The following is a 22,240-nucleotide window of genomic DNA, read 5'->3' on the forward strand; positions in this document are numbered from 1 at the left end:
CTAACGCAACCCGCAGACATTTCACCGACAGCCGTCGTCAACCGAAAACCACCGACAAGGAGCAATTGCGTTGCGCAACACAATGCTCCAGATCCGCGAATCTTTCTGGTTCATCCCGGCTGTACTCGGCGTTCTGGCGATCCTGCTGGCACAGGGGTTGATTTCGCTTGACCACTCGATCGAAGAACGACAGTTGCATACCTTCGGGTACTTCTTCTACGAGGTCGGTGTCAGTGGGAGCCGCAGCATCCTCGGTGCGATCGGCGGATCGATGCTCGCTGTCGCGGCAACATCGTTTTCCATTACGATTTCGGTCCTCGCCACGGCCAGTTCAACGTACGGGCCCCGCCTCGTACGGAATTTCATGGCCGATCGTGGAAATCAAGTCGTCCTCGGAGTTTTCAGCGCAACCTTTCTGTACTCGCTGACTGTCCTTCGCTCGATCCGTTCTCAGTCTTCGGACAATGTGGCGTTCGTTCCGGACATCGCAGTCAATGTTGCCGTCATCCTGGCAGTGATCTGTGTAGCCGTGCTGGTGTATTTCATCCACCACATCGCCGATTCCATTCAAGTGTCGACATTGTCAGCAAGAGTCCGATCCGAATTGGTTTCCTGCGTCGACGAGATGTATCCGGAGTTGCCTCCCGACAATGCCGTTGCGGTTGACCGTAGTGATCCGGCCTTGTCAGGCGATGTTGTCATATCAGCAGACACCAGCGGGTTCATCGTCACGATCGACGAACAATCGATCCTCCGACACACTGTGCATCACAGTTGCACAGTGGAGATAACCACCGCCGGAGGTAGACATGTTCTAGTAGGCGACGAACTCGCACGGGTCCGTTCGGGAGAGGTCAGCGCCGAGCTGATCACTGCGGTCCGCAAATGCTTTTCCCTCGGCGACGCCCGCAATCCTCACCAAGACATCGATTTCGCCGTACAACAACTTACCGAAATGGCTGTACGCGCACTGTCACCGAGCACCAACGATCCCTATACGGCAAAGAACGCGCTAGCAGAACTGGCCGTGGGCCTCGTTCCGCTGGTCCAGCGGAACGACATTCCCGAAGGACGAGTCGACGAGCAAGGAAGCCTGCGACTCCTCGTCTATCGGACCGCACCTACCGCGATAGTCGATACCGTGTTCGATGCAATGCGGACCTATGCCGTGCCGAATCCAATCGCTGTCACCGCAACAATCGATCTGGCTCGGCGGATCGGCACGGCCGCCCGGTATCAACACACTCGGGACGCACTAATGCGCCAACTGACGCTTCTCGACGACGCCTATTGCGCATCCGGAGCGTGCACGGTGGATATCGAAGCCTGCACAGCCGATATCCGCACAGCCCAAGGCGATATCGAATCCTCGGACAGTCGAAACAACGGCCGGACCGTCGAATCGGAGACCTGAGGACCCCGGAGTAAAAAGCACATATGCCCGCGGGCACTCCGGAGGATCTCCCGGACGGTGTGTCAGAGGTTCGAGTGCATGACGTTGTCGGTAGATCGTGCTCCCCCGGCACAGCCATGACCAACACCTGCCAGTGCAAAAACAGCGACACCGAACAGAAGCGTGAGCGCCTATCTGCGGAAACGAACGTGGTTGACTGCCTCTGCCTTCTCAGTTGGGACTCGCACCGCGTTCACCACGTTCCGAAATTGCCTAGCCACAGCGCGGAAACGATGTACAAAGCGACAGCCAACGGATAGAAGAAATTCACGACGACCCCATCCACTCGGGCGCAGCCGGTGCTCGGTCCGAACAACACCGCAACATCTCGCGTACCCGCACACAGGCGCGGTAAACTAGCTCGCAACCAGGTCCGACACACCGAACGAGTAGGCGAGACCCCGGCGCCGGCTGCAGAAACCCCGGGTCCTGTTCGATGCCCGGGTGGGCACTCACCTTTCCTGATCGATCACTGCCAAATCGTTGAAGTATTCGGTGAGATGATGCGTTCCGGTCTGTTCGCCGACAGAGTCACATTGGAGGCCTTCGAGGAAGAATCTGGTCAACGACGACATACGCGGCCCCAATCGATCGGCAACCCAGAGCGTGGGGCGAACGACTCGTACGGGAACGCGCACCGTCCGGGCATGCTTCCCCACAGCAGCAAACGCTAATTCCATTATCTCGTGATAGCACAGAAACGACGAAACGGCGCTGCGCTCCGCCAGAGCCAACAAACGCAGATTCGCACGGAAGTCGATGTCCCACGGATCTGCCCGCTGTCTGGTAACCCCCAACGCCGAGACCACTCGATCGACTCCGTCACACAGGCCGTCCATCTCACTACCGTTCCCGACATCTGCAACGACCCACTCGTCAACCAACCCAAGAAGAGAGGGTGCACCGAACTCACCGCGTTGTTCTGCCCGCTCACGCGAGCGCACCAGCCCCTTCACCCGATATCCGCGCCGGTGAAGCTCACGGACAAGGTAGCGGCCCATATATCCCGTCGCTCCTGCGACCAGAACAGTCTGCATATCGCACCCACTCCATTCTTGAACCAACTAGTACAAGAATGGCAACTCCACGCACCCCACACTGCAAAGCCGCTGCCGTGAACGTCCGGAGTGCGGTGATTCCCACTCATCTCGGATAATCAAGACGACGACAACGGAGGATCTGATGGCACGCCCTGCTCGCCCCCCGACCCCGCACGCACTCGTGCACTACTCGAGGCCGCCGGCACGGCATTCGCCACTCACGGCTACGAACGAGCCTCGCTCAACCTGATCTTGACCCAGGCCCACTTCCCGAAGAGCTCCTTCTACCACTTCTTCGGAGACAAAGCAGGACTGCTCGAACGTGTGGTGGAGTCAGCGATCGAGGCGCTAACGATGTCGGTGACACCGCCGAACCTCGAACTGCTCGATGTTCCCACCTTCTGGCCGAAAATGCGTGAACTGGCAGAACAGTTGCTGGAAGCGGCGCGCTCCGAACCGCTCGCCCTGATCGCCGGGCGGCTATTTCACTGCACCGACACTCCCCACTCTTCGGCAATGGAGACCTTCCGCCTTTCAGCGACAGCATGGCTCGAGCGAGCCCTCGAACTTGGACGAGAGTTGGAGCAGATCGACAGCGAAACACCCATCGACCTTCAACGACAGATACTTGTTGCCGTCGTCATGGAAATTGACCGATTGGGTGCTCGCCCACAGCTCCGATACAAACCCTGCTACGGTCGCATTCCTCGTAGTCGAACGACTACTCGCACCCGCCTCTGATCGACGATCGTGACCGCCGCAAGGGCTCCGTGACCATGACATCGACGTGGCCGAGCGCCGCCACCTGAACGGCCGGCGGTCGAGAGACCTCGCAGACGGCCCACGCAGCTGGAAATCCACAAGGCAGTAAAGCCGGTTCCTGGCCATACCAGCTGTCTCACCACTGACCGGCCAGTCCGGACCTCGACACTCCGATCTGGAATCCGATCACCGGGTCCGGGTCGGCACCGGCCGCCTGAAACGATGTCCCCTATGAGTCACTTCGGTTCATGGGTGCAAGCACAAATTGATCTCCGCGGGTATGGGAGTGTCAAGGAAGCCGCCCACGCCCTCGGTATATATCCATCGGTGTTGCGCCAGTGGATGTCGATTGTTCGACGGCCCTCACACGGCGTCGTGCGTCGTGCGGCCGACGCCTTCGACGTCCACATCCAAGAGGTCCTCGTCGCCGCCGACTACATGACCGAGGAGGAGTCAGGGCTCGTGGACGCAGTTCCCGCGTCAGTGCGACACTTCACTATCGGGCAAATGCTCGAAGAAATCGGCCGCAGAACCGAAGGGCGGTAGTCCACTACCCTCTCGGGTACGAACAACACAGCAGATGCAGCCGATTTCAGAAATCCAGGCGAAACTGCTGAGCAACAGAATGTTCCGAAGACGAACAGCACAGTCGGATCTGTGATCCAAGGTCACAGCACCTCCAGACCGACCTCGTTCGAGGTTCCCACTGGATCGGTCCACGAAATTCCAGATCGGCGAAGAAGATGAGACAGTCGAGGGTCATGGATACACCCGACCCCGGATTGGAATGACGCCAACGATGACCCTCACCGAACAGCTACACAACTGTCAGCATCTGCTGGAACGCGCACAACTGGCGGGCGACGCCGACGCCATGCGCCGCTTCTCTGAGCATCGACGCACACTGGTCCAGCAAATAGCTGACGAAAGTACGCACACTCGGCACAGCCAGGGCTCGTCTCTCGACTGAGATTCGCGCGAACCGTAGGCAGCGCACCAGAGCAGGTGGCGCGCTGATGCCTACCGCAAACAGAGGTACGAGCGCGACAGCGCCAGCGCAGAAGAAAATCCGCAACGCCCGGTTTCTTACAGTGCCGTTCCATGTTGCCGCATTGCGGTTCTGACGACTGTGGCACCGCATGTCGCAGCAGACGAACTCACCGGCGGCGAAGTGGTAGTACGCCACGTAGTCGACAGTGATTACCCCGTCCGCCCGGCCCTCAGCCATCCGCTGAAGTTGTGCCTCTACGGCGCGCCGGAGCGATACATACACGCGATCTTTCGGACGCGGACGGCGAACACGCGTGGGCGCACGCGTGATGTGCGGCAGACTTTGGTCAACGCGATCTCCCACGGAGGATGAAAGCGGCCCAGCTCGGGCAACACACGGTAACCGAAGGGAGAAAGGCCAGCAACAAGCGAGGGAGGCGTTCGACGAACCAGAGCCAAACCAGCAGTTCGCACCTCGAACTTTGGACACGAAGCGGTCGCCGGGCGGTGGAGTTGCTACTGCACTCGTGGCAATTCCGGCCGCCGCCCTCGGACTGCTCATCGTCCGTGGTCTTCTCGATACCCGGTGATCAAACCTGAGGCGGTGACAAGCGATTCCGCAAGCAGGCCCACTCGCCATCGAGGCCACCATCGAGGCGGCGCTGCTGCACGTCCTGATGGTCTCGACACGCAGAGCATCGAACTTCTTCGGCAGGATCGGCGCGCTCGCGACCGTCGCTGCCGCGTTGGGGCCGTCCGTCACCACCGCCACCCTGGCGTCGAAAATCGGCAACACGGCAATTTACTTACTTTGCCGTCGGCACTGCGATCGTCTCGTTACTGAGCGGTGTCGCTGCGACTGCACGGACATCCGTTCAGACCCCGCAGCGAAGGGTAGTGCTCGGACGAGCAATATGTGAAGCTTGCGCGCAGGAAGTGCCAGCGCGCAACTGAGTCTGCGGCCTTCTCGTGATGTCGAAGGAGCATAAATGTATGCGGTGATTCCCGAGAAGCAGCGTCGGACATTGGCGGAGCTCGACGAAAAGCTCAATTTCTCGGTGGGGGACCGAAATTCGAAGCGATCCGCCTTCTGGGTGATGCTGACGCTGTCTGCAGTGATCGCCGTGGCCGGTGTCGTGGGCGATTCCACGGCAACCGTCATCGGAGCGATGATCGTCGCTCCCTTGTCGACGCCAATTCTCGGGGTCGGCCTGGGTATCACAACTGGCCGAGGCGCTTTGGTCGGGCGGAGCCTGGTCTATGTCGTCGGTGGCATCTGCCTCGTCGTCGTATTGGGTGTCGCATTCGCTCAAGTATTGCCGAATCCCTCCAACGTGCTGACCAATTCCCAAGTGCTTGGGCGTACTTCGCCGACGTTGATGGACTTGACAGCGGCACTTGCGACCGGTTTGGTCGGGGCCATCGCGATCGCGCGCAAAGATGTCGGCGACGTACTTCCCGGTGTCGCCATCGCAATTTCGCTTGTCCCACCGTTGGCGGTGGTAGGTGTCTGCCTCGGCTCGGGGTCACCGAGTTTGGCGGTGGGCGCGTTTGTACTGTTCGCATCGAACGTTGTTGCCATGATCATCACTGCGACAGGCGTGTTCGTCGCAGCTGGGTACGCGCGCGACGCCGGGATCTTGAAGACGTCGCGGCGGCGGGCATACCTCGTGCTTGCCGCTCTGTTGATCGTCGTCGCGATTCCGATGGTCGGCAACTCCCTGTCGTCGTTGTGGGCGAGGCAGATCGGGAGCGCGGCGCAACAGTGGCTCGCAGACACTCCGGGAGCCGAGGTCACCGATGTCACCTGGCAGGGCAGCACCGCCACCATCGACGTGCTCGGCCCGGAAACCCTTCCCCCACTGGAGGAACTGGAGGCATCGATCGACGCACTGATTCCGTGGAACCCGGACGTGCAGATCGTCCATACCGTCGGGACGAGGATCGCAGCGGGGTAACTGTGATCACTTCAACCACTTTCCATCTTCACTGAAACGCATTACCGCACAACATAACAACATCGCTGCGCATCACTTGAGCCTCACCGCGATACAGCGCAAAATGCGAAGATGAGCAGCACAACGAAGAGTGCCGTGAGCGCACGTGCGCCAAGTCACAGCGCGCTGCAAAGCACCAGCGGTAGCATTGACAAACGCTCATAGTCACTTCACCGGCCGCGGAATTCGTGATTTCGTCCCATTGCTGGCCGAACGCGCCGTCAACGATACCCTCGCCGCATTAACGGCGGCACAACACCCCGCACCTAGCAGATATGGTCACACAGTTCTGACATACCAGAGTAACTCACCGGACTTCAGTTACTCCAGCACCCTGCAGTGTCACTGGTACACCTTACGGACTCTGATGTGACGAGGCTTTCGAGTGCATCGCCAACAATGTTGGAGCTCGGAGCGCGACCGGCCGGTAGTCCACGGACACTAAAGAACTGTGACTTTCGCCTGATTATGGCGTGGTTTTCTATTCCAGGGTTGGCGTGGTTTGACATTTTCCATCCTTAGACCTGGGCGGTTTGCGCCTCAACGCTGGTTGCTTACTCGCTGCTACTGCCGTGATATTGCCACCTTCGAGATGAGTGCAGGGTCGATGAGGTGGGTGTGGTCGTCGTCGCCGACGTCGATCTGTACGACGTCGATGCGGCCGTTGAACTTGCTGGCGCCGGCGTAATCGGAGCTGACGGGCATGCCGTAGTCGTCGCCAATGTCGGTGGTTTCGTCTGCAGAGAAGATCATCGGTTGGGTTTGCTCTACGCGGCCCCTTCCTGCTTCGGTTCCATCGTAGAAGAGGGTCACGTCGCCGCCTTTGGCGAGTCCACCTCCGTCGTACGCGAATTCGGCGCGGATCTGATGACTGCCGTCGGCGAGTGCCTTCGTTGCGGTGGTGGTGAATTCGGTCATTCCGAGCAGGTTGTACACGAACCTGGCGTATCCGTCCTTCACGTAGAGTGCCCATCCCCCGAATCGGCCACCTTGGGCGATGATCACTCCGTTTGTGGCGCCCTTTTTGGCTGTGTCGACGGCGGCGGTCACGCTGAAGGAGCGGTTCTTGATGTCCAGGACGCTGTGCTCGCTGAGTCGCTTCATTCCGGGGAAGAGGACCTGAGTGGTGCCTTTGATCAGTTGGGGCCGGCCCGCGATAGTCGCATTGAGCCGCTCGAATCTGCGGTCGTCGATGGGAAGGACGTTGTATTTCACCGCCTCGATCAGCCATAGGCGTTGTAATGCCGCAAGCCGCTCCGGTTGCTCTTTCGACAGGTCACGGGCCTGGGACCAGTCGTTAGTGCCGTCGTAGAGTTCCCAGACGTCATTATCGAGGGCGGGTAGTTCCTCGTTAGGGAGCCAAGGTGTGCTGTGCCGGGTGACTGCGCTCCACCCCTTGTAGTAGATGCCGCGGTTGCCGGCCATCTCGAAGTATTGAAGGTCGTGACGTTCGGGTGCCTCGGCCGACTCGAAGGTGTAGTTCATGCTGGTGCCCTCGATGGGTGACTGTTGGACGCCGTTGACGAATGTAGGTTCGGGTATCCCCGCGGCTTCGAGGATGGTGGGCGCTACATCGATGACGTGGGTGAATTGAGAACGAGTCTCACCTTTACTGGTGATCCCGGCGGGCCAGTGCACGATGGTCCCGTTGCGGGTACCACCCCAGTGCGAGGCGACCTGTTTGGTCCATTGGAACGGCGTGCACATCGCCCATGCCCAGCCCACCGAGTAGTGGTTGTATGAATCGACGCCTCCGAGTTTGTCTTTGACTTCGGCCATGAATTCCGGGGTTTCGATGGCGGCTAGCCCGTTGAAATTCGCCATCTCGTTGAACGCGCCGTTGACTGTGCCTTCTGCGGAGGCGCCGTTGTCGCCGATGATGTAATAGATCAACGTGTTATCCAGGGCACCAATGGATTCCACAGCGTCGATGACCCGGCCGACATGAAAATCGGTATGCTCGAGGAATCCTGCATAGATCTCCATCTGCCGTTCCAGGACCGGTTTGAGGTCATCGCTCATCTCTTCCCAGGACGGAATCGCTTCCGGTCGCGGCGTCAGTTCGGCGTCGGCGGGTACCACGCCGAGTTCCTTCTGCCGTGCGATGATTGCCTCGCGTTGTGCATCCCAACCGCCGGCGAACCTGCCCGCATACTTGTCGGCCCATTCCTGCGGGACATGGTGCGGTGCATGCGTGGCGCCGGGCGCAAAATAGACGAAGAACGGCTTCTGCGGGGCCAATGCTTTCTGAGTGCGAACCCAATCGATCGCCCGGTCCGCGAGATCTTCGGTCAGGTGGTAGCCCTCTTCTGGAGTCTTGTCCGGTTCGATCGGACTGACCCCGTCATAGAGAGCGGGGTAGTACTGATTGTTCTCGCCTCCGATGAATCCGTAGAAGTGCTCGAAACCTCCGCCGCCGGTCGGCCAGGCATCGAACGGGCCAACTGGTGATGTCTGCCAGGGCGGAACCTCGTGACATTTGCCGAACTGGGCCGTGGAATATCCGTTGAGTTTCAACGTCATCGGTAATGCCGCTTTAGTGTTCGGTCGCATTCCGGATGATCCGGGAGCTGCCGTCGCGGTCTCGGTAATCATGCCCATCCCGACCGAATGATGATTGCGCCCACTGAGAAGAGCGGCCCTGGTCGGTGCACACAGCGCCGTGGTGTGGAAACGGTTGTAGGTGAGGCCACCACTTTGCAGTCGCTCCGCAGTCGGGGTGTCCGCGGGCCCCCCGAACGCACTGCTGGCCCCGTAACCCACATCGTCGAGCAATATCACCAGAACGTTCGGGGCATCCTCAGGTGGCTGCAGGGGTTCGATCGGGGGGAAGGTGGTGTCGGGATCCTTAGCGTCGTAGGTCACCAACCCCAAATATTGGCGATCGGCGATGGGTAGTGAATCTCGACGTGCACCCGACTTGTCTGTCATGTCCGAATCCTCATTCTGCTCGATCAAACAGTGGGAAGGTGCTCGCGGCTACGTATGCAGGGGCGCATCGGATCCGCGCCCGTGCAGGTGGTTTCACTGGGATCTGATCTGATCAGATCGAGTCGGGCCGCCACGTCGCAACGGCCCAGATCACAGCGCCATCGAGGGCGATGATCACGATCGACCACAGGGAGATTGGCTCGGCCCGGTCATGGCATCCCCTTGTCGTCACCAAAATATCGGTGTGAACAGTATTGAAAGATTCAGGCCGAGGGACATCACCCCGAAAGGATGAGACTCACCATCCCTGCGGAACCGCCTCGGTGGCGCGGCCGAGGCCGCTGAGCTGTGAGTCAGTTGTAGAAATTTCGGGAGCCATCGCACCGCCCGCAGCAGAAATTCAGGACGTGATGGCACCCAATTGCCCCTGGCGTGGGGTCACTCAGGGTTTGTGCGCGGTAGGTGACGATAATTTCCGCTATCGCACCGTCGTGAGCAGAGTGGAAGATTTGATGAAACCCTTATTAGACACCGGTCTTCGCCGCGCGTGGGCTCGCCTTGTCGTTCTATTTGCCGCGGTAGCGACTGTTCTCAGTTTCGGGCTTGGGTCCGCAAGTGCCAGTCCGGAGGAGATCGGATCGACCTCAGAAGATGGGGTTTCCATTGGATGGGGACTCCCGCAGACGCTGCAACAGCGCTCAGCTACAACCGAGGATCCGCCCGTGACGTTCGAGTCCAAGGTATTGGCGGACGGTGCGCAGACTTTGATCCATATCAACCGACCGGACGCCCCTCATGCGTTCCGTTTCCCCGTGCAGGTACCTGAGGGCGGAAAACTCGAGGACATGGGCGATGGGACCGTTTCTCTCAACGTGGACCGGATGCCGCACGGCGGGTTCACCGTTCCGTGGGCGAAGGATGCAAACGGTCAATCAGTGCCGACCTATCTGCAGGTGGAAGGCAGTGATCTTGTGCAGATCGTCGAATTCGACGAGAACACCGCCTTTCCGATCGTTGCCGACCCTCGTTTCGACTGGGGGATCGTGTCGGGCCATGCGTATTTCAACAAGGAAGAAACACGCATGATGGCTGCTGCCGGTGCCGGCGGAATCGCTGCGCTACCGTGGATCGCACTGATCCCGCCGCCGTTCCAGGAAGTGGTTTTGGCTAATGTCGTGAACATCTCGGCGTGGGCGATCTCGGCACAGGCAACGGGCAAGTGCTTGGCGCTCAAGTTCGGCGCAACCGGTACATGGTGGCCGCCTGCGATCGGCGTGAACGGCGAGCATCACACCGGATCTGACTGCTACTGAGAGGTGTCATGAAGTTCAATCTCGTGGTGGCCGTGGTTCTTTCGATTGCCTGCGTGGTGATCGTCGGTCAACACACCACAGCCCTGTCGGATGAGTTCAGTTGGCGGTTGATGCTCTTGGTTCTGTGTCTGATCGCTGCAGTGGCGATCTTTGGGTGGAGAATTCGGGTCCGTCACCAGGAACCAGCAGTGTTCGTCGCCGTCACGTACCTATCGTTAGGGGCTGTGGTCGCAGTGGCGGAAGCTGCTAGCGGGGATTACACCAGGGCGATCATCATTGCAGTGACTGCGCCGATCATTCCCGGATTCGTCGTCGGTGATCCTCGTACTCGCCGATGGGTCAATCGGATCGCGGGATATTCATCTGACTCACCGAAGATCGGTCATGAGTGAGAACATGGTCTCACCCTGAGATTGAAAAGATTATGGCTCGTTCCGGTTTCGACCGGAACGAGCCATAGTTGGTTCGGGACCTACCCCATCTGAACCGCTGATCTACCGGCATCTGAGGTTGACCGCCGGCCACACCATCACCGACCGCACCTCTCTCAGTGTTTGCTCGGCCACACGGTGGTGTGTGGGGCCTGTTTGGTGGGGATGGGTGCGAGGTGGTGGAGTCCGGGGAGGCTGTAGGCGGTCAGTGCGAGTCAGGTGCGCCATGCTTTGTGTTTGAACGCCCAGATCCAGTGTCCGGTCATCCAGATTGCGAGGCCGGCGGCGAGGATGGCATAGGCGGCGGGTGCGCTGCCGGTGAACCCGATGCGAAGCAGACCTTCGAAGACTGCGATCGCTCCTGCGAGGCGGGCGATGATCGATCCGAATCCCCAGATCAAGAGTGCTGCTACGGCGATGATCGCGGCGGTAGCCATGCGGTTGTCCTCCTTCTCGTGGGTGATTCGAGCGTGCTGTTGGCGGTGAGTGTGCCGTGCGAGTCCGACAGGGATTGCAGTCTCGACCGGTCAGAACAGGGCGTTTTGCGCGTCGTGGGCTGCTGTGTCGGTGCGTTTCTCGTAGGCGGCTGCGAGGGTTTGCGCGGTGGTGGGGCTGCATCCCATTTCGATGCCGATGTCTTCCCAGCTGGCTCCGTGGTGGTGCAGCTGCCAGGCGTCGTGTTCGTCGTCGTGTTCGTCGTCGTTCATCACTGGGAGTCACCTTTCGCGGAGGGCGCGTGGCGGAGTTTGCGAGCTGCGATGAAGTGGTGAAGCGCTAACGCGGCCAACCCTGTTCCGGCGAGCACCGCGAGGACGGGGCCGGTGGTGGTGCCTGCGATGGCGACAGTCAGGACGAATACTGCGAGCGCCAGGTACAGGATTCCGAGGACGATGTTGCCGATGAAATGTGTTGATCTGCCACGGTGTTTCGGCTGCGACTCGCTCTCGGTCATGGTCTGCCTTCTCGGATGGCTGCGAGGCGTTGGGAGGCTGCGCGGCGTTCGCGGCCGATGCTGAGCAGGTGCTCGAACAGTTGGTCTTCGGGGAGTTCTTCGGCGGCTTGGGCGAGGGATCGTGCTGCTTCGCGGAATCCGCGGCGGTATGCCTGGGTGAGGACTGCTGTGATGTTGTGCTCGAGTTCGGCGGAGGGGACGCCGATGGTGGTGATGTCGGTGAGTGCTTTGGTGAGTTGTTTCCCGAGGTGCCCGCTGGTGCGGCCTTCTTGCTGCAAGGTGGTGAAGACGTGGGCACTGTTGTGCGGTTTTCCGGCAGTGACTAGCTCCTCGATGGCGGTGAACAGTGCTGCGTTCACAGGCCGGTAGAAGTCTGCGCTGGTCAAGGCTGCGACGGCACGCTTCGCGCTCTCGGCCGGCGCCCAGAGCAGCGAGCACAGGAGTTGAGCTTCGACGTCGAGGGCGGTGCTGTACTCGTCGATCTCGGCTTCGTTGTCGGTGAGGTCGTCGAAGTCAGGGGCGGTGGCCAGTGAGAGTGTCACGTCGGGGTCCTTGCTGTCGCCGGTGGGCATGGAAGGTCAGGGTCGCGGTGAGGTGAGTTGCCGGTGGCTGCGCAGGATCTCGGCGGCCGCGCGGAGGTTGCGGGCAGCCTCGGCGAGATGAGTTGCGATGTCCTGGTCATGGGCGGAAACATCTCCGGCGGTGTCCGTGCCGGGGGCGGTGTAGAGGGTGTGCAGTTCTTCGCGTGCATCACTGATTCCGGCGAGGGAGTCGTCGAGAGCTGCGAGCATGGTGCGGAGTTTGCGGTCGACGGATTCGCTGTCGCGGCGGAGCTCGGCGTCGAGTGCGCGGTCGACGAAGTCTGCGTCGGGAGTGAAGGTGAATGCTGCTGCGGTCATGGCGTCCTCGCTTCGCTGGTGAAAGTGCGTGGTCAGGCGGCCGTGACTGGTGGAGTGTCGGTATTCCAACCGTGCACTATTCGTTTACGCAGGTCCGCTTGGGTTTTCACTGATAAATCCATATCGTCGCCTCTCATCGGTGGTCCGGGCACAGGAGGGTGGGCATCAAATTCCACCCACTGGCAGTCAGCCACTGTTGAACAGGAACCGGGAGACCTTCGACTGCCGCGGCCTGCGCGAAGGTGTCGGCAAGAATTGGACCGTCACCGCATACGGCGCACGCGACGTCGAAAGCGGGTGGCTCGGGTTCGCAATGGCGACAGTGCGAACGGATGACGACCGCATTCGGATCGTCGACATCCGGATGGAGCCATGCAACGGCCAGGTCGCCCCGTTGATGAGCGGCTTCCGCTCGCGTACTCGGCTCGTAACCACATGTCGGGCAGGTGCGTGGCACTCGCACGTGCACAACAGAATTCACAGGAACGTCCCCGGGAGGATGCGCTGTGGAGGTCGAAGCTGACTTGTTCTTGTTGAGATGGCCGTACACAGTCGTGCGGGGCACGTTCAACATCGCCGCAATCTGCGCGACCGTATTCTCCCCCGCGTCGTACAGTCGCTGAGCGAGCGCGATTTGATCGTCGGTAAGCTTCGATGGGCGGCCGCCCTTTCTGCCGCGCGCCCGCGCAGCGGCCAAGCCGTCCCGAGTGTTCGCCACAATCAGCTCACGCTGAAGTTCCGCGAGTACCGACAGCATCCCGAACATCGCCCGGCCTTCCGCGGTCGATGTGTCGATTCCCTGCTCGAGGACCTTCAACTCGATCCCGCGCTCGCGCAGCTGCGCACCGAGGGTGATCAGATGCAGTACCGAGCGCCCCAATCTGTCGAGGCGAGTGATCACCAACGTGTCCCCACCCCGCAACCGCGCCAGAACGACATCGAGTTGCGGGCGTGAGGCTTTCGCACCGCCGGCATGATCGAGATGAATGTTCTCGACCTCGACGCCCGCCTGCGCCAACGCGTCGACTTGGTGAGCTGGATTCTGATCTGCACTCGAGACTCGTGCGTAACCGAACAACATCTGTCGACAATACTCAGAAGCAGGGTTATTCGACATAGTTTTACGACACGAGGTCCAGACAAGCATGGGCTGGGTGTACGTTGTGGCCCCTATTTGCTAAGTGGCGGTGTTCTGTGCAATAAGCAATCGAGTCGTCGAGAACACCGGCGGCGGCCATTCCTTTCCGGCCATACACACAGCGAAAACAAATAAGCCATACCGCAGCGTCCCCAGGCAGCTCCGAAACCTACGAGCAACAACGCGAAACCGCCCGCCAAAGAGGTTAAGGAAAACAAAGAGAAGGCTTTCCAGACGGAAGCGGAGTTCATTTCGGGGGACACCGAAGGTGGCCGGCCGCCGGGCAGGCGTTGCCCTCCGCCGACCGCATGGTCTTCGGTTCGGTACGACGTCTGCGGGGTGAAGGCGACGTAGCGTGGCGTCATGTCAGATATCACGATTTACACTGTCGGACACTCAACGCACCCGATCGACGAGTTCATTGATCTCTTGGAGACGTACGGGATCAGGAAATTGATCGACGTGCGTACCATCGCCAAGTCCCGGCACAATCCGCAGTTCGGTGAGGCTGCTTTGGCGGCGAGCGTGCGTGCGCGCAAGATCACGTACCGCCGTATGACGGCATTGGGCGGTTTGCGTCATGTACGCAAGGACAGCATCAACGGTGCCTGGCGGAACGCGTCGTTCCAGGGGTACGCGGACTACATGCAGACAGAAGAGTTTGCCGATGCGATCGACCTGCTCGTGGAGCGAGGACACAACAGCGATGCAGCGATCATGTGCGCGGAAGCTGTGCCGTGGCGATGCCATCGTTCGATGATCGGCGATGCGCTCGTGGTGCGCGGTGTCGTCGTGCTCGACATCATGACCAAGAAGTCGGCACCTCCGCATACGCTCACCTCGTTCGCGCGCGTTGACGGGTCGCGTGTGAGTTACCCGGCCTCGTCGGAGACGTCGCCTTGAGCGCACTGGGCTCAGTGGGTGAAGTGAGCCGAAGAGTTTCCGCAGACACGGAAACCCAACTACCCGACGGCATGATCCATTGTTAGTGATCGCGCGCTCGATCCGGCCAAGTCCCTGCGCGATCACGAACACGCGGTCATTCGCTATCACAGCGACCGTTGGTACAGGAGGTTCGTTGTCGACTCTCGCCGTGAGGTCGAAGAGGTACTGCAGTCGATCGCGGAGTACAGATACGTGTATCGAACGGACGCGTTCGTGCTTACCTTCTGGTCGTACCTCACCACTTGTGGATTAGTGCAACCCTGTCAGCAATGCGGAAGACGTCGTGTGCACAATGAATGAATGCCACGTTCAAGCCCCATTTCCGCTTGGAAGTCTCTTCGTGAGGGTAACGAGCGATTTATCAACGACGCGTCCATTCACCCGAGCCAGGGAATCGTCGACCGCGCGAAGCTGGTCAACGAACAGCATCCCACCGCGGTGCTGTTCGGTTGCGGTGATTCGCGCGTAGCCGCCGAGATCATCTTCGATCAGGGTCTCGGCGACATGTTCGTCGTGCGCACGGCAGGTCATGTGCTCGACGATTCGGTGCTCGGTTCGATCGAATACGCCATAGACGTGCTCGATGTGCCACTCATCGTCGTCCTCGGCCACGACAGTTGCGGCGCAGTGAAAGCCACTCTCGATGCCTTGGACAAGAACGCGGTGCCCGACGGTTTCATTCGTAGTGTGATCGAGCGCGTCACCCCCTCGATCCTGATGGGCCGTCGCGAGGGATTGTCGACGGTCGACGAACTCGAAGGCCATCATGTGGTGGAAACAGGGTCGTTGATTATGCAGAGGTCGCGGATCATCGCGGAAAAAGTGGACAAAGGCGCCTGCGCGATCGTCGGCGTCACCTACACATTGTCCGACGGGCATATGCGTCTTCGAGGCACGGTTGGAGACATAGGAGAAACCGTGCCAAATACTGGGGGGGCTCGACGCCCCGCTGCCCGCTGACTGAGGAACCTGTCAGCCGGCCTACCGACGCGGCTTCGAGCCTTCCACCCGAATTACGGTGATTTCCCGGTACGCCGACGACCTCGAACGCATCCGATAACGACGTCACTTCTATGCTTGCCTCGACCCCGGAGATGGGGGAATATGCCGGAACCATTGGCTGAGTTGCTCAGGGACATCCGACGGTGCACGCTCTGCGCGGACCACCTGCCGTGCGGACCGCGTCCCGTACTGCAAGCAGGCCCATCGGCTCGGCTGCGTGTGATCGGCCAGGCGCCCGGCCGCAAAGTCCATACGACGGGTGTTCCCTGGGACGATCCCTCAGGTGACCGCCTGCGCACTTGGCTCGGTCTGACGCCCACAGAGTTCTACGACCCGGACAAGGTAGCCGTCATGTCGATGGGCTTTTGCTATCCAGGCAAAGCCAGGTCGGGCGATAAACCACCGAGATCCGAATGCGCATCTCATTGGCATGAGGCACTGAACGATCGTTTGCTCGACGTCCGACTCACGGTGTTGGTCGGTCAGTATGCGCAGGCACATTATCTACGTGGTCGGCGCAAGCCGACGCTGACCGAGACCGTCAAAGCAGCGAAGGATTACCTGCCGTTGGGGTACCTTCCCCTCCCACATCCTTCTCCGCGCAACCAGCCGTGGCTTGCCAAGAACCTGTGGTTCGAGAAGGACGTGTTGCCGATCGTCCAGACCGCAGTTCGTTCGCTCGCCCTGTGAAAGATCTCTTTTCTTCACGTAGAAGTTCAACGCGAAGCACGCACACACCTGTGTTCGTCAGTGATCAATTGACCGTCTACATCACCGAACCGATACCGGACGGACCTCTCGGACGCTGAGCTCACCCCGTTCACACGCCGCGCCGGCGCTACACGCTCTCGCGCCTTACACACTGCCCCCGGATGTGTCGCCAACTGCCATTTCACTGGAAGCATGCCGAGGCCGCGCAGCGAGGGGCCGTGTCTCATCCGACATACCAGATTTAAGACATGGTCCCGGGGAGGCAGATACCAGGGTGAAGAAGACTTATTCACATGGTGGACATGGCATTTCGTCAAAGGCGATTGCAGGACGGTTCTCGCCATCACGTCCGGTGGATCATCCATTCCACAACGCGTGTATGAGCTCGACCCGTCCGCCACGCATGGGCGTTCCTTCGTCGCGCAGTAGGGCGAGAGCACTATTGCCGTGACAGGTAGCGGGAGTGCCGTTGGCGTAGACCACGCGATGCCATTGGGTTTCGTCTGCCCAACGGGTCATGACCTGCCCGACTTGGCGAGGATGTCCGTTGACGAGGGTAGCGATCAGTCCGTATGTCATCACTCGGCCTGCCGGGATACCGTCGATGATGTCGAGGACGCGGCGAGCGAACGGAGAGGGTCCTTCTTCGGATACTTCGGTCAACAACTCAGACATTGAAATACTTTGCTTCCGGGTGGTGCAGGACAAAAGCGTCCGTGGACTGCTCGGGATGCAGCTGCAGTTCCTCGGACAATTCGACGCCGATTCGCTCGGGTTCGAGCAACGCCACCAACTTGGCACGGTCCTCGAGGTCCGGGCACGCGCCGTATCCGAACGAGTAACGAGCGCCGCGGTACTCGAGATCGAAGTAGCCGGCAACCTCGGTCGGGTCCTGCTCCGCGACGGTATGCCCCTCGGGGAGCACAAGCTCTTCACGAACGCGTCGATGCCAGTACTCGGCCAGAGATTCCGTGAGCTGGACGCCGATTCCGTGAACTTCGAGGTAATCACGGTACGAGTTCGACGCGAACAATTCGTTGGCGAAGTCCGCGATCGGCTGACCCATCGTCACCAACTGGAACGGAAGAACGTCCACCTGGCCGGTCGCTTCTGCTTCCTTACGCGAGCGCACGAAGTCAGCGATGCACAGGAAACGGTCGCGATGCTGACGCGGGTAGGTGAACCGGAACCGTTCAGGTGCATCCGGTTTCGGTTCGGTGAGCACGATGACGTCATCGCCCTCCGAGATCGCCGGGAAGTAGCCGTACACAACCGCGGCGTGCGCGAGGATGCCCTCGGACGTCAGCCGATCGAGCCAGTACCGAAGTCGCGGACGGCCTTCCGACTCGACCAGTTCCTCGTACGTCGGACCGTCGCCCTTGCGCTGACCGCGAAGGCCCCACTGGCCGAGGAAGAGAGCGCGCTCGTCGAGCAGCCCCGAGTACTCGGACAGAGAGATTCCCTTGACGATGCGCGAGCCCCAGAACGGCGGTGTCGGCACCGCAATGTCGGTAGCGACATCGGAACGCTCCGGCAGGACGACGGGAACCGCTGCAGCTTTACGCTTTTCGGCGATGCGCTTGGAACGCTCATGACGAGCCTTACGCTCGGCAGCCTTCTCGCGAGCAGCGATGGCCTCTGGGCTGTCCGGCGCCGGGCCGCCGCCGCGCTTGGTCGTCATGATCTGGTCCATCAAGTTCAGACCCTCGAAAGCGTCGCGGGCATAGCTGACGTCGCCCTCGTACACCTCCTGCAGATCGTTCTCGACGTACGAACGCGTCAGCGCGGCACCACCCAGCAAAACCGGGAACTGTTCCGAGACACCGCGAGAGTTCAGTTCCTTGAGGTTGTCCTTCATGACCACTGTCGACTTCACGAGCAGTCCGGACATGCCGATGACATCGGCCTTGTGCTCGATCGCAGCATCGAGAATGGTCGCGATGGGCTGCTTGATGCCGAGGTTCACGACGTCGTAACCGTTGTTACTCAAGATGATGTCGACAAGGTTCTTGCCGATATCGTGGACGTCGCCCTTGACCGTCGCAATGACGAGGCGACCCTTGCCGTCGTCGTCCGTCGCTTCCATGTGCGGCTCGAGGAACGCAACTGCTGCCTTCATGACCTCGGCGGACTGCAGAACGAACGGCAACTGCATCTGTCCGGAACCGAACAGTTCACCGACGGTCTTCATGCCCGAAAGCAGTGTCTCGTTGATGATTTCGATCGGGGACTTGACCGTCATCGCTTCGGTGAGATCGTCGTCGAGGCCGTTGCGCTCGCCGTCGACGATGCGACGCTCGAGCCGGTCGAACAACGGAAGTCCGGCGAGTTCCTGCGCACGGGACTCGCGCGCCGACGCAGCCGAGACACCCTCGAACAGAGCCATCAGCTTCTGCAGCGGGTCGTAGCCCTCGCTACGACGGTCGTAGACCAGGTCGAGTGCGGTTTCACGCTGCTCGTCCGGAATTCGCGCCATCGGCAAAATCTTGGACGCGTGAACGATCGCCGTGTCCAGACCGGCCTCGGTGCACTCGTGCAGGAACACCGAGTTGAGGACCTGCCGTGCGGCCGGGTTCAAACCGAACGAAATGTTCGAGATACCCAGGGTGAAGTGCAGTTCCGGGTACGCAGCCTTGAGCTGACGGATGGCTTCGATGGTCTCGATGCCGTCGCGTCGCACCTCTTCCTGACCGGTGGAGATGGGGAAGGTCAAGGCGTCGACGATGATGTCGGACTCGGCGAGTCCCCAGTTTCCCTTGATGTCCTCGATCAGACGCTTGGCGATGGCGACCTTCGTCTCGGCGGTGCGAGCCTGGCCCTCTTCGTCGATGGTCAGGGCGACGACCGCCGCGCCGTGCTCCTTGACCAACGTCATGATCTTGTGAAAACGCGATTCGGGGCCGGCGCCGTCCTCGTAGTTGACGGAGTTGACAGCGCAGCGGCCACCGAGGTGTTCGAGACCGGCCTGCAACACGGCAGGCTCGGTGGAGTCGAGCATGATCGGCAGCGTCGAGGACGTCGCCAGACGGCTGGCCAGTTCCGACATGTCGGCGGCACCGTCGCGGCCCACGTAGTCGACGTTGAGGTCGAGCATGTGTGCGCCGTCGCGGGTCTGGTCCTTGGCGATGTCCAGGCACTTCTGGTAGTCCGCGGAGAGCATTGCCTCGCGGAAAGCCTTGGAGCCGTTGGAGTTCGTGCGTTCACCGATCATCAGGATGCTGGCGTCCTGCTCGAACGGCACCGCCGAGTACAGCGAAGAGGTACTCGGCTCGTGGATCGGGGTGCGCTGGGCCTTCTCGACCTGACGGACCGCGTCGGCGACCGCGCTGATGTGCTCGGGTGTCGTACCGCAGCAGCCGCCTACGAGGCCGAGTCCGAACTCGGAAACGAAACCACTGAGGGCTTCGGCCAATTCGTCGGCGGTCAGCGGGTACTCGGCGCCCTTGGGGCCGAGCTGCGGCAGACCGGCATTGGGCATGACCGACACCGGCAGCGTCGAGTACTTGGACAGGTGCCGGAGATGTTCGCTCATCTCGGCCGGCCCGGTGGCACAGTTCAGGCCGATCATGTCGATACCGAGTGGCTCGAGTGCCGTCAGCGCCGCACCGATCTCACTGCCCAGGAGCATCGTTCCAGTTGTCTCTACCGTCACGTGCGTGATGATCGGCAACCGCAGTCCGAGTTGCTCCATCGCGCGCTGACTGCCGAGAATGGCAGCCTTCACCTGAAGCAGGTCCTGGCAGGTTTCGACGAGGATGGCGTCGGCGCCACCGTCGATCATGCCGAGCGCAGCTTCGGTGTACGCGTCACGAAGGACTGCGTACGGTGCGTGTCCGAGGCTGGGGAGCTTGGTTCCCGGTCCCATCGAGCCGAGTACGAATCGGGCCATGCCGTCGCGGCCTGGTCCCATCTCGTCCGCTACTTCACGGGCGAGAGCAGTGCCTTTTTCCGCGAGTTCGCGGATCCGGTGAGAGATGTCGTAGTCGGCGAGGTTGGGCAGGTTGCAACCGAAGGTGTTGGTCTCGACGGCATCGGCACCAGCGGCGAAGTACGCACGGTGGATGTCTTTGAGCACGTCGGGACGGGTGTCGTTGAGGATCTCATTGCACCCCTCGAGGCCGAGGAAGTCGTCCAGGGTGAGGTCCGCGGCCTGCAACATGGTGCCCATCGCTCCGTCGCCGATGACAACGCGCTGTTTCAGCGCATCAAGCAGGGCAGAGTTCAACGGGCCGGACATGCCGCCGGCCATGGACTCCGAGGACACAGGGGCGATCGACTCGTTGGACTCGAATCGGTTCAATGCACTTACCTCACAGGTCGGTTGTCATCGACACGAGACAGCGCCGCAGACCAGCACCCAGAGAAAGAGCAGGGCACAGTTCGGCAACTCGATCGTGATCGACAACGAAACAGAAGGAATAACGGTCGAATCAATGGCCGCAGAAGGCCGTCGATACTGTCAGATTGTTTTGGCGACGGTCAGCAGTACGCTCGAGGACTCCAACGCTTCGAGAGAATGCCGAGCATTCGGGACGATCAACAGATCGCCGGACGATCCCTCCCACGCGTTTTCGGCTGCACACAGGCGTACCCGACCGGTGAGCACGTAGACGGTCGCTTCCCCGGGGTTCTCGTGCTCGTCGAGCCTTTGTCCCGCAGCCAGCGCGATGACGGTTTGACGCAGGACGTGCTCATGGCCGCCGTACACGGTACGAGCGCTCCGGCCGCTCTTCGAGTTTTCCGCCTTGTCGGCGAGTTGGCGCGCTAGCGCTGTCAAAGACATCTTTTCCACGATGTTCGCTTTCTGTGCATTTGTCCGGTGCCTGCGAGGGGGTTCACGTCGTTCTCGACTCGGCGGCTACGAGGTTCCGGAGTGGGTTTCTACTGTGGGTCCATATATGTGTTTGTGCGGCACTGATTCAGCCGTGATCGATGTCCGCGCGGGATCAGTTGGCGGTTTCGGTATCGTGCAGGGCTTTCCATCAGGGTTGCGGTGTCGGGGGCTGGGGATGATCTCGTGTGGTGAGGAACTTCGCGGGGTCACTACCGGCACGAGCACCGCTGCTGAGCCATCGGGCGAATCCTCGAGGATCGCGACGTTCGATTTCGTCGAGGTAACGCTCGCGGGTACGCGCGAGGTGCAGCGCGTCCGTCGTCGACGGCGATGGCGAGGGGCCGTTCTGCAGAGCGGGCCAGCTCATGCGCCAACATCGGCACAGGGCTTCGTCCGAGAGTTGGCTGCAGTCCGGCAGCGGAAGAAGCGGCACATCGACGGTGCTGGTGCGTATCAGGGGACTTTTCGGCGAGCATGGTAGTGCCTGTGTGAACTCGACTCTGCCGCCGATGTAGCGACACATCGGAGCCGAGGTGAGGGTCATCAGCAGTATCAACGGTAAGGCAGCAGCGCCGGAGAGCGCGATCAATCCGATGACAGTGATCACGACTGCCGCCCACGTAGCGCCGTCTCGTAGCGCAATCGTCAGGAGAGTTCGGGGCGGTGGAGTAGTGCGAAGCGTGATCGGTCGCAACCAGGGTGAACCCCCTCCGATCAATACTGCGGCAATCACCGCCGATACCAGAATGTCGGTAGGGACGGTGGCGGCTGCGACGATCCCTCCTGAAGCGGTAAGGATCGCTGCGGCGACCCACCAGATGATGCGATAGATGCTCATGGGA

At 60.7% G+C, this 22,240-nt stretch carries 24 protein-coding genes and 1 pseudogene; 13 read left to right on the forward strand and 12 right to left on the reverse strand.

Features of this window, described 5'->3' with window-relative positions:
• The first annotated feature begins 70 nt into the window (after window positions 1–70).
• Window positions 71–1,414, forward strand: coding sequence for a DUF2254 domain-containing protein (locus tag RE4_RS29385; RefSeq protein ID WP_024488074.1), 1,344 nt, complete (start codon window positions 71–73; stop codon window positions 1,412–1,414).
• A 491-nt stretch (window positions 1,415–1,905) separates the two neighbouring features.
• On the opposite strand, the gene RE4_RS29390 is transcribed toward RE4_RS29385, so the two are convergent.
• Window positions 1,906–2,490: an NAD-dependent epimerase/dehydratase family protein gene (locus RE4_RS29390; protein WP_024488075.1), complete on the reverse strand. Its 585-nt coding sequence runs from the start codon at window positions 2,488–2,490 to the stop codon at window positions 1,906–1,908.
• Between the two features lie 108 nt (window positions 2,491–2,598).
• On the opposite strand from RE4_RS29390, the pseudogene RE4_RS31920 reads away from it, so the two are divergent.
• The 7 genes and pseudogenes from RE4_RS31920 to RE4_RS31925 all read left to right on the forward strand — a co-directional run.
• Window positions 2,599–2,808: pseudogene (locus RE4_RS31920) on the forward strand (TetR/AcrR family transcriptional regulator); the annotation flags it as partial.
• 39 nt (window positions 2,809–2,847) lie between these two features.
• Entirely contained in the window at window positions 2,848–3,234 is a 387-nt protein-coding gene (locus tag RE4_RS31730) for a hypothetical protein (RefSeq protein ID WP_238077179.1), read from the forward strand.
• Between the two features lie 252 nt (window positions 3,235–3,486).
• Window positions 3,487–3,801, forward strand: a complete 315-nt coding sequence (locus RE4_RS29400; protein ID WP_024488077.1) for a helix-turn-helix domain-containing protein — start codon at window positions 3,487–3,489, stop codon at window positions 3,799–3,801.
• A 253-nt stretch (window positions 3,802–4,054) separates the two neighbouring features.
• Window positions 4,055–4,225 carry a hypothetical protein gene (locus RE4_RS31395; RefSeq protein ID WP_169801356.1) on the forward strand — a complete coding sequence of 57 codons (171 nt, stop codon included), beginning with the start codon at window positions 4,055–4,057 and terminating at the stop codon, window positions 4,223–4,225.
• 159 nt (window positions 4,226–4,384) lie between these two features.
• Entirely contained in the window at window positions 4,385–4,618 is a 234-nt protein-coding gene (locus tag RE4_RS30925; protein WP_081098455.1) for a hypothetical protein, read from the forward strand.
• Window positions 4,619–5,234: 616 nt separating this feature from the next.
• A complete protein-coding gene (locus RE4_RS29410; RefSeq protein ID WP_060939843.1) occupies window positions 5,235–6,203 on the forward strand; it encodes a TIGR00341 family protein in 969 nt (322 codons plus the stop codon).
• A 145-nt stretch (window positions 6,204–6,348) separates the two neighbouring features.
• Window positions 6,349–6,615, forward strand: coding sequence for a three-helix bundle dimerization domain-containing protein (locus RE4_RS31925; protein WP_367187217.1), 267 nt, complete (start codon window positions 6,349–6,351; stop codon window positions 6,613–6,615).
• A 191-nt stretch (window positions 6,616–6,806) separates the two neighbouring features.
• On the opposite strand, the gene RE4_RS29415 is transcribed toward RE4_RS31925, so the two are convergent.
• Complete coding sequence (locus RE4_RS29415) at window positions 6,807–9,173, reverse strand: arylsulfatase (RefSeq protein ID WP_024488091.1); 2,367 nt, start codon at window positions 9,171–9,173, stop codon at window positions 6,807–6,809.
• 722 nt (window positions 9,174–9,895) lie between these two features.
• Between RE4_RS29415 and RE4_RS29420 the strand changes: the two genes are divergently transcribed.
• Window positions 9,896–10,486, forward strand: a complete 591-nt coding sequence (locus tag RE4_RS29420; RefSeq protein ID WP_024488090.1) for a hypothetical protein — start codon at window positions 9,896–9,898, stop codon at window positions 10,484–10,486.
• Window positions 10,487–10,494: 8 nt separating this feature from the next.
• Entirely contained in the window at window positions 10,495–10,878 is a 384-nt protein-coding gene (locus RE4_RS29425; protein WP_024488089.1) for a hypothetical protein, read from the forward strand.
• 254 nt (window positions 10,879–11,132) lie between these two features.
• Here the strand turns inward: RE4_RS29425 and RE4_RS29430 are convergent, their stop codons facing one another.
• The 6 genes from RE4_RS29430 to RE4_RS29455 form a co-directional block, all read right to left on the reverse strand.
• The gene (locus tag RE4_RS29430; protein ID WP_024488088.1) at window positions 11,133–11,354 is read right to left on the reverse strand and encodes a hypothetical protein; all 222 of its coding nucleotides are present in this window, start codon (window positions 11,352–11,354) and stop codon (window positions 11,133–11,135) included.
• Between the two features lie 90 nt (window positions 11,355–11,444).
• Window positions 11,445–11,624, reverse strand: a complete 180-nt coding sequence (locus tag RE4_RS29435; protein ID WP_060939844.1) for a hypothetical protein — start codon at window positions 11,622–11,624, stop codon at window positions 11,445–11,447.
• The gene (locus RE4_RS29440) at window positions 11,624–11,869 is read right to left on the reverse strand and encodes a DUF1206 domain-containing protein (RefSeq protein WP_024488087.1); all 246 of its coding nucleotides are present in this window, start codon (window positions 11,867–11,869) and stop codon (window positions 11,624–11,626) included. The genes RE4_RS29435 and RE4_RS29440 overlap by 1 nt, the downstream gene beginning before the upstream one ends.
• On the reverse strand, window positions 11,866–12,441 hold the full coding sequence (locus RE4_RS29445) for a DnaB-like helicase N-terminal domain-containing protein (protein WP_060939845.1): 576 nt from the start codon (window positions 12,439–12,441) through the stop codon (window positions 11,866–11,868). Before RE4_RS29445 ends, RE4_RS29440 begins: the two co-directional genes overlap by 4 nt.
• A gap of 6 nt (window positions 12,442–12,447) precedes the next feature.
• Entirely contained in the window at window positions 12,448–12,768 is a 321-nt protein-coding gene (locus tag RE4_RS29450) for a hypothetical protein (RefSeq protein ID WP_021334485.1), read from the reverse strand.
• 133 nt (window positions 12,769–12,901) lie between these two features.
• Entirely contained in the window at window positions 12,902–13,849 is a 948-nt protein-coding gene (locus tag RE4_RS29455) for a recombinase family protein (protein WP_024488102.1), read from the reverse strand.
• A 420-nt stretch (window positions 13,850–14,269) separates the two neighbouring features.
• On the opposite strand from RE4_RS29455, the gene RE4_RS29460 reads away from it, so the two are divergent.
• The 3 genes from RE4_RS29460 to RE4_RS29470 all read left to right on the forward strand — a co-directional run bounded on the left by RE4_RS29460 (window position 14,270) and on the right by RE4_RS29470 (window position 16,543).
• On the forward strand, window positions 14,270–14,809 hold the full coding sequence (locus RE4_RS29460; RefSeq protein WP_024488101.1) for a DUF488 domain-containing protein: 540 nt from the start codon (window positions 14,270–14,272) through the stop codon (window positions 14,807–14,809).
• A 342-nt stretch (window positions 14,810–15,151) separates the two neighbouring features.
• Complete coding sequence (locus RE4_RS29465; RefSeq protein WP_024488100.1) at window positions 15,152–15,811, forward strand: carbonic anhydrase; 660 nt, start codon at window positions 15,152–15,154, stop codon at window positions 15,809–15,811.
• Between the two features lie 144 nt (window positions 15,812–15,955).
• A complete protein-coding gene (locus RE4_RS29470; protein WP_024488099.1) occupies window positions 15,956–16,543 on the forward strand; it encodes a uracil-DNA glycosylase family protein in 588 nt (195 codons plus the stop codon).
• Window positions 16,544–16,921: 378 nt separating this feature from the next.
• On the opposite strand, the gene RE4_RS29475 is transcribed toward RE4_RS29470, so the two are convergent.
• From RE4_RS29475 to RE4_RS29490, 4 genes are all read right to left on the reverse strand, one after another.
• Window positions 16,922–17,239: an MGMT family protein gene (locus RE4_RS29475; RefSeq protein WP_044480964.1), complete on the reverse strand. Its 318-nt coding sequence runs from the start codon at window positions 17,237–17,239 to the stop codon at window positions 16,922–16,924.
• Entirely contained in the window at window positions 17,232–20,801 is a 3,570-nt protein-coding gene (metH, locus tag RE4_RS29480; protein ID WP_060939848.1) for a methionine synthase, read from the reverse strand. The genes RE4_RS29475 and metH overlap by 8 nt, the downstream gene beginning before the upstream one ends.
• Window positions 20,802–21,023: 222 nt before the next feature.
• Window positions 21,024–21,356, reverse strand: a complete 333-nt coding sequence (locus RE4_RS29485; protein WP_007732991.1) for a cupin domain-containing protein — start codon at window positions 21,354–21,356, stop codon at window positions 21,024–21,026.
• Between the two features lie 190 nt (window positions 21,357–21,546).
• Window positions 21,547–22,236: a hypothetical protein gene (locus tag RE4_RS29490; RefSeq protein ID WP_024488068.1), complete on the reverse strand. Its 690-nt coding sequence runs from the start codon at window positions 22,234–22,236 to the stop codon at window positions 21,547–21,549.
• Between the last annotated feature and the right edge of the window lie 4 nt (window positions 22,237–22,240).

Source organism: Rhodococcus erythropolis NBRC 15567, assembly GCF_001552595.1.
GTDB classification, from domain to species: Bacteria; Actinomycetota; Actinomycetes; order Mycobacteriales; family Mycobacteriaceae; genus Rhodococcus_F; species Rhodococcus_F erythropolis.